This is a genomic window from Chitinophaga sp. W2I13, from assembly GCF_050434005.1.
In the GTDB taxonomy this organism is placed as follows: Bacteria; Bacteroidota; Bacteroidia; order Chitinophagales; family Chitinophagaceae; genus Chitinophaga.
In genome coordinates, this window is record NZ_JBNPWD010000001.1 from 1,499,778 (window position 1) to 1,513,703 (window position 13,926).

Consider the following 13,926-nt stretch of genomic DNA (forward strand, 5'->3'; position numbering starts at 1 on the left):
GTATGATCATTTCTTTTTTCCACTGCTCTTTGCTGTACCAGCAGAAGATTCGCGGGCTATCAGTTGAATAGGTATTATTTCCTGTGAATAACGTGATACAGTGGAAGGTGCGGTACTGATCAGTTCCATGAGAGCGGCTACCACACGTTCCCCCATCATGGCCGGGTACTGGTCTACACTGGTAACAGCCGGCGTTACGATTTCTGTACGGGGATCATTGGAATACCCTACTATTTTCAGGTCTTCCGGCACCCTTACATTTATTTTCCGGCAATACTGCATGATGGTAATGGCTGTTGTATCGTTAGATGCAAAAACGCCATCGGGGAATGGAGGTTGCGAGAATATTTTTTCACAGGTTTGCCAGGCGTTATCGCGGGTGAGTTCGTGATAAAATACACGCGTTTTTTTAAACGGCAGTTTTGATTCCTGTAATGCATTCTTATACCCTGCTACCCTTTCCACATAAAGGTTACAGCTGAGCGGCCCGGAAATGTGAACAATATCTTTACAGCCTTTTTCTATCAGGTGGTTAGTGGCGGTATAACCTCCCAGGTAATCATCTCCCTTAATTACCTTTACATTGTAATCCTTCGGTACCCTGTCAAAAAATATCAGCGGAATTTTGTTGTCCTTGAATACATCGAAATGGGAAAAGTCGGTGGTATATAAAGTGGTAGATACCACCAATCCATCTACCCTGGCGGAATACAGCGTATTTACCAGTGCTATTTCCTGTTCGTAGGAATCGTTGGATTGGCAGATGATCAGGTTATATCCATGTTCCTGCAGCTTGTTTTGAATGATGGTGCTGATGGTAGCTGGAAAGAACATAGAGATACGCGGAACAATAAGCCCGATGGTTTTGCTTTTGTTGTTGCGTAACCCGGCGGCTAAGGCGTTGGGACGATAGCCGAGTTTACGGGCCATCTTCTTTACCTTATCTTTCGTACGTGCGCTGATGTTAGGATTATCATTCAGGGCGCGTGAAACAGTGGATACGGAGAGCTTCAGCTCTTCAGCAATATCCACAATTGTTTTTTCGGTACGTTTGCTCATGTATAGAGGCTATTAGCTGTAATATGTCCTGTTATCTTCCCATCCAGCCACCATCCACTGTAAGGATTGTACCATGTATGTAATCAGCCGCTTTTGAGGCAAGGAATATTGCTGGTCCGGCAAAATCTTCCGGTTCACCCCATCTGCCGGCCGGAATGCGGTCCAGTATAGCGCTGCTGCGTTGCTGATCTGCCCTGAGGGCTGCCGTATTATCCGTGGCAATATAACCCGGCGCAATGGCATTCACGTTTACACCTTTTGAAGCCCATTCATTGGCAAATGCCTTTACCAGTGAGCCTACGGCTCCTTTACTGGCTGCATATCCCGGTACGTTAATACCACCCTGGAAGGTGAGCAAAGACGCTGTAAAGATAACTTTTCCGCTTCCACGGGCAATCATTCCTTTTCCTATTTCGCGGGTCAGGATAAATTGGGCGTTCAGGTTGATGTTAATCACTTCGTCCCAGTACTCGTCCGGGTGCTCTGCGGCGGGTTTACGGAGAATAGTGCCGGCGTTATTGACGAGAATATCTATTACCGGAACGTCCTGTTCCAGTTGTTTAATAAAGGCATAAAGGCTGGTCCGGTTGGAAAAGTCGGATTGATAGGCCTTAAAACTACGGCCCAATGCTTTTACTTCTTTTTCCACTTCGCTGCCCTCCAGCTCCAGGGAGGCTGAAACCCCGATAATATCTGCACCTGCGGTAGCCAGTGCCACTGCCATTGCTTTTCCTATGCCACGTTTGCAGCCGGTAACCAGCGCAGTTTTTCCTTTTAACTGAAATAAGTCCATGATGAATAAGTTGGAGTTTTCCGGCGGGCCAGTGGTGGCCTGCCGGAAAAGTTATTGAATCGTTACCTGTAAGGGTTGTTTAATCTTCCGGGCGAATGTTTCGAGATAAGCGAACCACTCTTCGGCAGAAGTGATCCTGCCACCTTTGCTCCATGCTGCCCCGAAATAGTACTCATATGGCTGCTGGCTCCCTGCTGTTCCGGGACTCAGCAAATGTACATGATCCGTTTTCATTCCGGGTACTTCCCGTGCAAAAACACAACCTATGCCCAGCGTGCCATCGTCGCCATGAGCGGGCTCCCAATAACCCATTACGCCTGTTTTCTCATCCAGCAATACGGTGCCGGGCTCTTTGCGTTTTACAATACCTGTTACCACGGGGATGTCATTCCCTTTGAAGCTGTATTGTACCTGCATTTTATTGAGCTGGGAACCTGCATCCAGGGAGATGGTTTTAGTAACGGTAACGGCGGTGTTGCCTGCCTGCCAGGTATCGTAGGTGAGGGAGAAAGTGGTGCGCAACGGACCATTGTCGAGGGTTTTCGACTGCCGGTAGTTTTTTGGGAAATAGATGGTATCCTGTCCGGATGGCGCTGTGTCACCTGCGCCAAATGTTAAGCCCACGCTGTAATAGTCCAGTCCCTGCCCGTTATCGTGGTGATAGTTGTCCAGTTTATACCAGGTGTCAATCACCATATCGGTTGTACGCTTGGCCCATACATCAATACCATAGGCCATTTCTTTTGGTACTTTTTCAAGCGCCTTGCCATACATGCGATAGGCCATGCGGTCGTTTTCCCAGGCGTAATCATCTTTACGCTCCGGCACATAACGGCCGTATGCCTTTGCCTTTACGGGCGCAGGGGCGCCTTCCACTACCCGCGCATACAAACTTGCAGCAGCGGGCAGTGTTACCTGTACCAATATCTTCTTTGGCGATTTACCGCCTTCATAAATCAGTTGATAAGGAATTTCCTGTCCGCTCAATACGTCCACTATCTTAAAACCTTTCAGCGTTTGTTTGGATAATTTTGCACTGAAAGCGGGGTAAGGAATTTCTGTCACTTCTTCTATCCTGTTGATACCAGTGTTATTGGAGATGATTACCTGGGCAGCAGCACTTTTCCGGAGATCATATTTGATCAGTTCCGAGCCTGCTAACAGGAACGCACCTACGCCATATACTTCGGTATCATTGGCGGTTGCTTTTCCGGGTGCAGCGCCTATTTCCTGCACAAATCCCAGCTTACCATCCGGGTGCACGCAGCCGGTAAGCGCTTCCCATCCCTTTTGTATCACCGGTAAAAATTCCTTCTCCGGTAAAAGACCGCTATTCACTCCCCACATCAACGCATATACGTAAAAGCCGGTGCCGCTTGTTTCCTTTGCTGGGTAGCTTTCAGGGTCCAGTAAGCTGGCGTGCCAGGTACCATCGGCTGTTTGCAGGGCTTTTATGCGGTAAGCCATTTGTTTATACAACTCCTGGAAACGTGCCTTTCCGGCGTAGCCGGCGGGCATATTATCCAGCATACGAACCAGGCCGCCCATTACCCAACCGTTGCCACGGCTCCAGTATACATTGGTCCCGTTCTTTTCTTTTTTTCCGATATAGCTGCCATCGCGGTAATAAAGGCTGTCCTGTTTATTATACAGGTAGTCTGTTGTTTTCCACCATAGCTTATCTGCGGTGGCCAGGTAACGCGGATCACCGGTGGCCGTGCTTAAATATGCCAATGCCGGGGGGCCCATGAATAAGGCATCACACCAGGCCCATTCGCGGTGGTGAACACCATTTTTCCATTCGAGTGATTCTGTATGCGGCGCTGCCACAATGCTATCTGCCAGCTTACGGAACTTATCGGTCATTACCGGATCTTTATAGACACTATTCAATTGTGAATAGAGCTGACCTACGCAATATTCATCTGCGAAGAAACGATCGGGCCCGGTGTTCCAGTTGTTGTCTTTCCCTACCTGTACCAGGCGGTCCACAAAAAAGGGATTGGATGTTACCTGGGCCAGCGACATCATACCGGCGTACATTGCGCCATTGGTCCAGTCGGTAGGCGCGTGGTTCCAGCCATTTTCAGCTATATGGCGCCATTGCCAGGAAGCCACTTTTTCCATTTGCGCCCTTACCGCAGCTGCGGTATAGGCATCCGTGAAAGCCGTGGCATGCAGGCTGGTAACGGGTTCCGCAGCATGCACCGGTAAGCCGGCATGCAGGAAAGACAAGCCCAGCAAGCTTCCTGCGATAATTTTTTTCATCATCATGATAGCAGCTATTATCAGTTCATTAACGTAGTTCCGTGATCTTGCAATGATCCATATCACTGTAGTCGAGGTTTTCACCGGCCATACCCCATATAAAAGTATAGTTGCTGGTGCCGGCGCCGGAGTGAATGGACCAGGGTGGGGAAATAACCGCCTGTTCATTCTGCATCCAGATATGCCGGCTTTCCTGTGGCTGTCCCATGAAGTGGCATACAGACTGGCCTTCCGGTATTTCAAAGTAAAAATATACTTCCATTCTTCTGTCGTGCGTATGCGCCGGCATGGTGTTCCATACGCTGCCTGGTTGCAGCTCTGTCATGCCCATTTGCAGCTGGCAGGTTTCCAGCACGCTGTTCACCAGCAGTTTATTGATGGTGCGGTGATTGGCAGTTTCCAATGTGCCCAGTGTTACCACTTCCGCTTCTTTTTTAGACACTTTACGGGTTGGGTAGCTATGATGCGCTGGTGTGGAGTTGAGGTAAAATTTAGCGGGTGTTGCTGCGTTTTTACTGGAGAAGATCACCTGTTGTTTTCCTTTGCCGATGTATAATGCTTCTTTATACGCCAGTTCAAATTTCTCACCGTCTACTTCCACTATGCCATCACCACCTACGTTGATCATGCCCAGTTCCCTTCTTTCCAGGAAATAGGTTGCTTTCAGCAGGTCAATGGTGTCCAGTGTTACCGGTCCTTTTACGGGCATGGCGCCGCCTGTGAGGTAGCGGTCATAATGTGTGTGGGTCCAGGCAATGTGGTCGGCGTCGAAGATTTTCTCCATTAAAAATGCCTGCCTGAGTTGTGCAGTGTCCATTTGCTTTACTTCAGCCGGACTGCTGGCATATCTTGATTCGAACGTGGTGCTCATATAGTCTGCATGTTTTTATTTATTTGAAACAGTAGCTGATGGTTCTTCTTCAGCTTACCGGCAATTTACATCATTATCTTTCCGGATAATTTTTGCTAATCAGGCGAAAACTCTAAAGTAATGCAAACGTTTGCAAAAATCAAGCATTTATTTAAAAAAATGCCTTCACAGGATGGCCAAATTCCTTTATTTACGGCGCATCACGAACTCCACCGAGTGTTTGCCGGTTAACGCCTGCTTCCGGGCCTTCAGGCTGATGCGTGTTACATACTCGCCCCACACCGGTGATAAGCGGTCGTCTTTTATTTCCTGTTGTTCCGCAGTTGCTTCAAATAAGGTAGGATCGTAGGTCAGTAACAGGTCAGCTGTGCTGCCTTTCAGTAAAATCCTCCCTGGCGTATGGGTATCGGCATCCAGGCTGGTCATAAAATGCAGCAGGAAGGGCTCCTTCCAATCTTTCAACTGGTATGTTTCTGATAACTGCAGTGAAGTTTTGGCGGGGTTGAATGTAAAGGTGCGCTTCCAGGATTGCACCATAGCTGCCTCGGGATACGCCGCGGCAATGTCCATACTCAGCTTGTTACGGCTGTATTGCACAGCAGTAGCCTGGAACTGCCGGCCATCGCGTTGCTGAACACCGTTGATAGTAGGACAGTTATGCCATTGCGATTGCATAAACCATAGCTTATAGCGGTCGGCACTGAATGTTTGCTTTGTATAAGTGCCTACGCCCACATCAATAATGGCGGGTTTCCCATCCATGTACAGCACAAAATTCCCCACGTCGTTGTGATTATGGCTTTCTGCATTATGTCCGCCCTGTGCGGCAAAGAACAAGCCTTTGGATACGCCGGCTTCTGAGCGAAGGGACAATACCTGCAAATCCGGGAGCCAGTTTTCAGCGGTATAAGGGGCTGCTGCTTTAGCAGATAACAGGGCGTTTCGAAGTTCCACGTTATACACAAAGAAAGCCAGGGAAGGCGTCTTCACCCTGTTGGTGTCGGGGCTCTCCAGCCTTGAGAGATAAGCGGCGAAGTTGACCAGCAATGGATCATGAAAGGCTGCTCCGAATAAATACACCGTATGTGCGGGCGGAATGGTGCTGGCAGAAGCATCTGCAAAATTCACAAACCGGCTGCTGTCCACATGCATTTTATAAATGTAGGCCCCAATGCGGTGAATCAGTTCATTGTTGCTCCAGCTCAGCTGGTGTGCAGAAGCACTGTTCAGCAAATCGATAAATTCAATGAGTTTACCTCCTGCATGTCCCCAATAGGTAGGTCCTTCATCGCAGCCGCCATCCTCCGGATAGCCGTTCACGAAATTATCCGCGCTGCGGATCGTTTTCTCAATTACTTTATTTCGTATATCCGTTTCATTTATACCCAGTAACGCAGTTTGTAAAACATTGGTATTGATCCAGATATTCCAGTTATTCACGCTGCGGCCGGCCCATCCCATCCACCAGAAATCGGTCCGTTTCAGGTAAGGCTCCACAATGCGGTGTTGTAGTTCATAGGTGATCCGCTTATTTACTACCGGGGAAAATTTATCCAGCTGATCGTGCAGCAGGAACTGTGCCCAGCTCAGTGTGGCGGCAGTTTCCCCTGCAAACAGGTCTACCACCGGCTCTTCAGGGTCCGGCAGATCGCTGCCTGCTTTCTGTGCCCCGATATGTGCCGGCAATACCCAGGTGCTTTCTTCCAGGATCAGCCATAAACCATTTACGATTTGCGGTATATACTTTCCTTTCCCCTCCACCAGTTCTCCTGCCACTAATGCCGCTAATACCTTCCGGCGTTCAAACTGTGCATTTTCAAAATTTACGCGGTTGCCATTATCACGGTATTGCAGGTATAAAGTAGCCGGCAATGAAGGCCAGCTGAACGATAAATTTTTATCCGCTTCCTTCAGCAATATGGCCCTGCTGGCGGCCGGCAGGCCGGCAATTTGTTCCACGATGGATTTATATCGTTGCTGCCTCCATTGCACAATATTTTTAAATGCAGCATCACTACCTTTCTGCCTGTATTCTTCGTACAAATAATTTCTTGTTTTACCAGCATCCTGGGCACCAACGTTGCCGCCTATACTAATACCTGAAAAGAGCAATACCGTGCATACCAGTTTTTTAACGTGCATTTGACATTTATTTTTAATAAGATATAAGCAGGACGGAATTATAGGCTAAGGTGTGGAGAGGCACTGTCATGTATTTGTTACAATACTGTCATTCATTGTTCACCTGGTGCTTACTTTCAAACGGAATCGTGCCGCCTCCGGTAAATAGTGCCCATACCGGCATCTTTAAAAATATTACCTCTTCTCCCATGGAATTTACTAGTTTCATCGCCGGAAACCCGCGCCGGTGAATCAAAAATATCAAAATATACCAGAATTACAAACGTTTGCATAAACATTACCGGATAACTACCTGCTCCTATCCGGCCGGTGAAATCCTACTGATAGCCGATTAACAATTTATAATTCATTCCTGACCTGCTCCCATAAGGTGTTCCAGCGGTATAATCAAATAGTCAAAATCTTATCATGGATTAACATTTTACTATCACCAGCCGGAGCAGTTATTTACTACTTTAGCTCCTATGAACGCTTATTTACAAATTCATCCTGACGATAATGTGCTGGTAGCCTTACAGGATATACCGGTAGGAACCGATATCTCATTTAACGGACATAACATTCAACTGCAACAAAATATTTCTGCTAAACATAAATTCCTGGTAAATGATATCCGTGAAGGGGATCCCATCACGATGTATGGCGTGCTGGTGGGCAAAGCCAGCAAAAGCATCAGGAGGGGAGAAACCATTACCACGGAAAATGTGATCCATGATGCCAACGCATTTCATGAAAAAGACAGCTCCCTGGAATGGCAGGCGCCCGATGTGAGTAAATGGAAAACCCGCACCTTTATGGGCTACCACCGGGCCGATGGCCAGGTAGGCACCCGTAATTACTGGCTGGTAATTCCATTGGTTTTTTGTGAAAACAGGAATGTAAGTGTAATTAAAACTGCCTTCGAAAAGGGTCTTGGTTTTTCTCCTGCCGAAGTATACAACGAACAGGTAACAGACCTGGTTTCGCTTTACAAAAGCGGTGACCTGGAAGCCATTAAAAACTACGAGGCAGGCGCACTAACGGAAACGAGTAAACGTAACGTAGTTTTCCCGAATATTGACGGTATCAAATTCCTCACCCATGAGGGAGGCTGCGGAGGAACCCGCCAGGACTCAGACGCTTTATGTGCCCTGCTGGCCGGTTATATTCATCACTCCAATGTTGCCGGAGCCACTATTCTTAGCCTGGGATGCCAGCATGCGCAGGTATCTATCCTCCAGGAATCACTGAAAAAGCTCAACCCGGCCTTTAACAAGCCGGTATTGGTATACGAACAGCAGAAAAGTGCTTCCGAATTTGCGATGCTGTCTGCCGCCATCAAAGACACGTTCCTGGCGCTGGTGGAAGCCAATAAGCTGACCCGCAAGCCAAGCCCGCTCTCCAAACTGGTCATCGGACTCGAATGCGGGGGCTCTGACGGATTTTCCGGCATTTCGGCTAACCCGGCCGTAGGTCATACCTCCGACCTCCTGGTAGCGCTGGGCGGCACTTCTATTCTTTCTGAATTCCCCGAACTCTGCGGCGTGGAACAGGAACTGATTAACCGCTGCCAGACAGAAGAAATATCCGATAAATTCATCCGCATTATGCGCCTATATGAAAGCCAGGCCCAGTCAGTGGGTTCCGGCTTTTATATGAACCCCTCTCCGGGAAATATCAAAGATGGCCTCGTTACAGATGCCATCAAATCTGCGGGAGCAGCTAAAAAAGGCGGCACTTCACCGGTTACAGACGTACTGGATTATACTGAATATGTCACCAAACCCGGTCTGAACCTGCTTTGCACCCCCGGTAACGATGTTGAATCCACTTCAGCAGAAGTTGGTTCCGGCGCTAACGTGGTGTTGTTTACCACGGGCCTCGGCACGCCTACCGGCAACCCGATTGCACCGGTAGTAAAACTGGCCACCAATACCAAACTGGCCACCCGCATGAAAGATATCATCGACATCAACACCGGCACTATCATCAGCGGCGAACAAACCATTGCCGGCATGGGAGAAGAAATCCTGGAATACGTTATCCGTACCGCCAGCGGCGAAGTGCATACAAAGGCCGAGCAGCTTAACCAGGACGATTTTATTCCATGGAAACGGGGAGTTTCTTTGTAGCGAAGGTTGTCTTACTCAGGATTACACTGATTAAGCTGATTACTTTGATTTTGTCTTTTTGATTTTATTTTGATTTTACTTTTGATTTGTGAATTAAGAGAGATACTAAGCGAATAATTTTTGATACTCATAAGAATAAAAACAAACGTCCGGACATCTGCCCGGACGTTTTCTATTTAAAGGAATTTACAATTCTTTCTTACTCTTATTAAATCTTATAAATCAAAATAAAATCAAAAAGACAAAATCAAAGTAATCAGCTTAATCAGCGTAATCCTGAATAAGACAAAATCTGCTTAGTTCAGGTTAACCGCCTCCATTTTAGGCGCAAAGAAGTGCATCACGGTCCAGGCTACCAGGTAGGCTAAAGCGCAAATGGTGAATAGGATATTGTAGCCAATACCAATGTTGCCGATTAATTTATAATGATCCAGCATAGCGCCGATCAGCATGGGGAACAGCGTACCGCCAATAGATCCGGCCATACCACCGATACCCACTACAGAACTTACCGCCCGTTTAGGGAACATATCAGATGCAGTGGTGAATATAGTGGCGGACCATGCCTGGTGTGCTGCGGTAGCCAGGCTGATCAATGCAATAGCGAACCATACATTATTGGAATACTGTATAAGCATAATAGGCAATACACAAAGCGCAAAGATCAACATAGACACTTTACGGGCTTTGAAAACCGGCCAACCGGATTTGATCAGGTGGGAAGATAACCATCCGCCCCCGATGCTGCCAAAGCTGGTAATGGAATAGATGATGATTACCGGCAGACCCAGCGTTTCTTTCATATTTACATGGAAAATAGATTCCAGGTAACCTGGTAACCAGAACAGGAAAAACCACCATACGGGGTCTGTCAGTAATTTCCCAAATATGAAAGCCCATGTTTGCCTGATACCCAGGAGTTTACTCCATTTAATGGGTTTGGGTTTCAGTTCTTCCACTTCCTGGTCGGAATGGATATGATCAAATTCTGCTTTGGATAATTTCTTGTGACGGGCAGGAATTTCATAATAGATCCACCAGAATATCAACCAGATAAAACCGATGGCGCCGGTCCATACAAAAGCATTTCTCCAGCCATGATTGCTGGCCAGCCAGTATACCATAGCCGGTCCTATAACAGCCGCAATATTGGAACCTGAGTTAAAAATGCCTGTAGCCAGTGCCCGCTCCTTTTTTGGAAACCATTCCGCGGTGGCTTTAATAGCCGCAGGGAAGTTACCCGCTTCACTCACACCTAGGATAGACCTTACCACACCAAAACCCAGCGTGGAACGCACCAGTCCATGTGCCATCGCCGACAGGCTCCATACCACAATAGATACCGCGTATCCCAGTTTGGAACCTATCTTATCTACCAATGCGCCAAAGAAAAGCAAGCCAATCGCGTAGGAAGCGGAAAATGCCATTACCAGGTTGCTGTACGCCGTTTCCGACCAGTTAAACTCGGCTGATAAATCAGTTTTAAGCAATCCTAATATCTGTCTGTCTATATAGTTAATGGTTGTAGCAACAAATAAAAGTGCACATACCCTCCAGCGATACTTACCTAAAGTTGTGGAATTCATTACGGTTTATTTGGAATTTATAAAGTGCATAAGTTACTTCTTAGCCCTGAGAAATGCAAACGTTTGCACTATTTTATCTTTCAGCGCGCCCCAGTCCTTACTTTCAATCAGGGACTTAGACAGCAAATTAGACCCCATTCCCACGCATACCACGCCGGCATCAAACCAGGCATCCATACTAATACGAGTAGGTTCTACACCGCCTGTAGGCATAAACTTCAGTTGCGGGAACAGCGGCTTAATGGAATTTACATAGCCCGGTCCGAGTACATTACCCGGAAACAGCTTCACCAGCCGGGCGCCATTCTTTTCGGCAACAGCAATTTCGGTAGGCGTCATACAGCCGGGAATCCAGGTAATGTTTTCAGCACTGCAATATGTGGCCGTTTCCGGATCGGTTACGGGACAAACGATAAAGTCGGCGCCCATACCGGTATATACTGCGGCATCTGATGCGTTTTTAATAGTTCCGATACCCAGGTACAAATCCGGCATGGCAGCCAGTTTCCTGTCGCGCAGGGTAGCGAAGTTCTTTCGTGCATTTTCTCCCCTGCTGGTAAATTCAAATACCCGTAAGCCGCCATCATAACAGGCTTGCAGTACTTCCAGGCAAACATTTTCATCATCATGATAAAAAACCGGAATAATCCCGCTTTGCTCAAATGCTGCTATAATTGTATCAGGACTTGGTGCCATATGCTATATCAGTTTTATTATTTCTTTCTCAGAGGTAGTATTAAAATCTCCCATCACAAAAAATTTGGAATACGCGGCAGCAGCGGCAAAGGAAATGATCTGCTGATCGTCCAGTCCCTGCAGCTGTGCATGTATTAACCCGGCCATGAAGCAGTCTCCGCTACCTACGCGATCCACCACGTCATTGGTATCATATTCACGGGAAATACTCATCTGTCCTTCGTTATAGTAAAAAGCGTAGTACAAATTATGAGTAGGAGCATTGCTGAAACGGAAAGTGAACGCCACCCGCTTGCAACGCTTATACGTAGCAGTGATTTCTGCTGCTACCTTTTCTGCCTGTTGCAGGTAGGTGTCCTTGCTATTGGCTTCCAGCGCAGCTGTATCCAGTGCGGTATCCAGCATGTTATTGGCTGCCCAGATATTGCCCATGATTACATCACAGTACTGCACCAGCTCCGGCATCACATCCACCGGCTTTTTCCCATACTGCCATAGCTTGCTGCGGTAGTTAAGATCCGTGGAAATGATCAACCCCTTCCGGGTAGCCGCTTCCAATACTTCCTTGCAAACTGCGGCTGCATCGGGGTTTAAGGCGGGCGTAATAGCGCTCCAGTGAAACCATTCGGCATCACCAAGTAAACTGTCCCAATCAACCGTGCCGGGGGCTATCTGGCTGAAAGACGACCATGCCCTGTCGTACACCACTTCTGCATGTTTAAGGTCGCTGCCCTGTGCCAGGTAATAAATACCAATGCGCGCGCCGCCCCACAATACCCTGTCGGTATGGATACCGCGGTTACTCAGTTGCTCCAGCACGTCTTTCGACAGGCCGTTTTCAGGCACTTTGCTGATATAGGCCACTTCTGTGCCCCAGTTGGCCAATGCAGCGGCAACGTTGGCTTCCGCACCGCCTACGTAAATGGCAGCAGTATTTTGTGCCAGCTGCGGCGACAAGCGTAATAATATTTCTCCGAATGTGATAACTTTTACCGGCTTCATTAGAATCCAAAATATGCTTTTGCGTTATAGTAACATATATCCTGTACCATTTTCCCTAACCAGGCAATATCATTTGGCAGCTCTCCCTGCTCCACATCGTTGCCGATCAGGTTACACAAAATACGGCGAAAATATTCATGGCGGGAATAAGACAGAAAACTTCTGGAATCGGTTAGCATTCCTACAAACCGGCTCAGCAGGCCCATGTTGCTTAATACGTTCATCTGCTTTTCCATACCGTCTTTCTGATCCAGAAACCACCACCCGGAACCATACTGGATTTTACCGGCAACGGTGCCATCCTGGAAGTTGCCTGCCATGGTAGCAAAAACTTCGTTGTAAGAAGGGTTGAGGTTATACACTACTGTCTTTGTTAACTTATCTTTCTTATCCAGTGCATCTAAAAATGCGCTCATGGCTTCCGCAACGCGCCAGTCGCCGATAGAATCCACACCTGCATCTGCCCCTACCCGTTGCAGCAGGCGGGAATTATTATTACGGATAGCGCCTACGTGAAACTGTTGTGTCCATTCCCGTTCGTGGTTCCACTCGCAAACAGCCAGCAGGATCGCCGTTTTAAACTGTGCATTCTCGTAAGGCGTTGCTGCGCGATGGTCTCGGGTACTATTGAAAATAGTGTCCAGTTCCTTTCCGGTAGCCGGTGAAAAATAAAAGGTGCTGATGCCATGATCACTCAGGCGGCAGCCGGCTTCATGAAAATAGGTATGCCGGCTATGTAATGCTTCTATGAGATCATCGAACCTGGTGATTTCTTTATTGGTAACTGCTGCCAGCTCGTTAATAAAACGGTTGAACACCCCGGGATTGTCCACTGCCATGGCCCTGTCGGGGCGGAAGGTAGGCAGCACCCGTGTGCCGAAAGGCTTATTGGCAATAGCACGGTGGTGTTCCAGCGAATCTACCGGGTCGTCGGTTGTGCACAGCGTGTCTACTTTATAATGTTGCAGGAGTGTTTGTGTGGATAACCGGGGTAATTGTGCATTACAATCGTGGTATATCTTCTCCGCCGTTTTTTCATTAAGCAGGTCCGTTACACCAAAAGGATTTTTTAATTCCATGTGCGACCAATGATACAGCGGATTCCGCATGGTATACGGCGTAGTAGCTGCCCAATGGCGGAATTTCGTATAGTCGTCGGCGGGGCCGGTAATAAACTCTTCCGGTACGCCGTTGGCACGCATGGCCCGCCATTTATAATGGTCTCCTTTCAGCCAGATGGCATACAGGTTGGCAAATGTTTTATTCCCTGCTATTTCGTCCGGTGGCAGGTGGTTATGATAATCTATCACCGGCATGGACGCGGCGTAATCAAAATATAATCGTTTAGCCGTTTCCGTTTTTAATAAAAAATCTTCAGACAGAAATTCCTTCATAACA

At 47.7% G+C, this 13,926-nt stretch carries 10 protein-coding genes; 1 reads left to right on the top strand and 9 read right to left on the bottom strand.

The genetic code is table 11. From position 1 onward, the window contains the following. Window positions 1-6 precede the first annotated feature (6 nt). The 5 genes from QFZ48_RS05970 to QFZ48_RS05990 all read right to left on the bottom strand — a co-directional run bounded on the left by QFZ48_RS05970 (window position 7) and on the right by QFZ48_RS05990 (window position 7,133). Window positions 7-1,059, bottom strand: coding sequence for a LacI family DNA-binding transcriptional regulator (locus QFZ48_RS05970; RefSeq protein WP_429044975.1), 1,053 nt, complete (start codon window positions 1,057-1,059; stop codon window positions 7-9). Window positions 1,060-1,090: 31 nt separating this feature from the next. Further along, window positions 1,091-1,852, bottom strand: a complete 762-nt coding sequence (locus QFZ48_RS05975; protein WP_370909437.1) for an SDR family oxidoreductase — start codon at window positions 1,850-1,852, stop codon at window positions 1,091-1,093. Between the two features lie 51 nt (window positions 1,853-1,903). Next, window positions 1,904-4,126 carry a DUF4861 family protein gene (locus QFZ48_RS05980; RefSeq protein ID WP_429061576.1) on the bottom strand — a complete coding sequence of 741 codons (2,223 nt, stop codon included), beginning with the start codon at window positions 4,124-4,126 and terminating at the stop codon, window positions 1,904-1,906. Window positions 4,127-4,148: 22 nt separating this feature from the next. Continuing rightward, on the bottom strand, window positions 4,149-4,991 hold the full coding sequence (gene kduI, locus QFZ48_RS05985) for a 5-dehydro-4-deoxy-D-glucuronate isomerase (protein ID WP_429044972.1): 843 nt from the start codon (window positions 4,989-4,991) through the stop codon (window positions 4,149-4,151). Window positions 4,992-5,177: 186 nt separating this feature from the next. Further along, window positions 5,178-7,133, bottom strand: coding sequence for a heparinase II/III domain-containing protein (locus tag QFZ48_RS05990; protein WP_429061578.1), 1,956 nt, complete (start codon window positions 7,131-7,133; stop codon window positions 5,178-5,180). Between the two features lie 464 nt (window positions 7,134-7,597). On the opposite strand from QFZ48_RS05990, the gene QFZ48_RS05995 reads away from it, so the two are divergent. Continuing rightward, entirely contained in the window at window positions 7,598-9,244 is a 1,647-nt protein-coding gene (locus tag QFZ48_RS05995) for a UxaA family hydrolase (protein WP_429061580.1), read from the top strand. A gap of 296 nt (window positions 9,245-9,540) precedes the next feature. Here QFZ48_RS05995 and QFZ48_RS06000 read toward each other — a convergent pair whose 3' ends face one another. From QFZ48_RS06000 to uxaC, 4 genes are read right to left on the bottom strand one after another with little or no spacing between them, the layout of a single operon-like run. Then, on the bottom strand, window positions 9,541-10,830 hold the full coding sequence (locus QFZ48_RS06000; protein ID WP_429044966.1) for an MFS transporter: 1,290 nt from the start codon (window positions 10,828-10,830) through the stop codon (window positions 9,541-9,543). Window positions 10,831-10,863: 33 nt separating this feature from the next. Further along, a complete protein-coding gene (locus QFZ48_RS06005; RefSeq protein WP_429061582.1) occupies window positions 10,864-11,526 on the bottom strand; it encodes a bifunctional 4-hydroxy-2-oxoglutarate aldolase/2-dehydro-3-deoxy-phosphogluconate aldolase in 663 nt (220 codons plus the stop codon). A 3-nt stretch (window positions 11,527-11,529) separates the two neighbouring features. Continuing rightward, entirely contained in the window at window positions 11,530-12,528 is a 999-nt protein-coding gene (locus QFZ48_RS06010; protein WP_429061584.1) for a PfkB family carbohydrate kinase, read from the bottom strand. Next, window positions 12,528-13,922 (bottom strand): glucuronate isomerase, encoded by a 1,395-nt coding sequence (gene uxaC / locus QFZ48_RS06015; RefSeq protein ID WP_429061586.1) that lies wholly within the window; start codon window positions 13,920-13,922, stop codon window positions 12,528-12,530. Before uxaC ends, QFZ48_RS06010 begins: the two co-directional genes overlap by 1 nt. Between the last annotated feature and the right edge of the window lie 4 nt (window positions 13,923-13,926).

Excerpts from the sequence above, each read along its gene's own strand:
- QFZ48_RS05970 (WP_429044975.1), bottom strand. The coding sequence starts at position 1,059 with ATGAGCAAACGTACCGAAAAAACAATTGTGGATATTGCTGAAGAGCTG.
- QFZ48_RS05975 (WP_370909437.1), bottom strand. The coding sequence starts at position 1,852 with ATGGACTTATTTCAGTTAAAAGGAAAAACTGCGCTGGTTACCGGCTGC.
- QFZ48_RS05980 (WP_429061576.1), bottom strand. The coding sequence starts at position 4,126 with ATGATGATGAAAAAAATTATCGCAGGAAGCTTGCTGGGCTTGTCTTTC.
- kduI (WP_429044972.1), bottom strand. The coding sequence starts at position 4,991 with ATGAGCACCACGTTCGAATCAAGATATGCCAGCAGTCCGGCTGAAGTA.
- QFZ48_RS05990 (WP_429061578.1), bottom strand. The coding sequence starts at position 7,133 with ATGCACGTTAAAAAACTGGTATGCACGGTATTGCTCTTTTCAGGTATT.
- QFZ48_RS05995 (WP_429061580.1), top strand. The coding sequence starts at position 7,598 with ATGAACGCTTATTTACAAATTCATCCTGACGATAATGTGCTGGTAGCC.
- QFZ48_RS06000 (WP_429044966.1), bottom strand. The coding sequence starts at position 10,830 with ATGAATTCCACAACTTTAGGTAAGTATCGCTGGAGGGTATGTGCACTT.
- QFZ48_RS06005 (WP_429061582.1), bottom strand. The coding sequence starts at position 11,526 with ATGGCACCAAGTCCTGATACAATTATAGCAGCATTTGAGCAAAGCGGG.
- QFZ48_RS06010 (WP_429061584.1), bottom strand. The coding sequence starts at position 12,528 with ATGAAGCCGGTAAAAGTTATCACATTCGGAGAAATATTATTACGCTTG.
- uxaC (WP_429061586.1), bottom strand. The coding sequence starts at position 13,922 with ATGAAGGAATTTCTGTCTGAAGATTTTTTATTAAAAACGGAAACGGCT.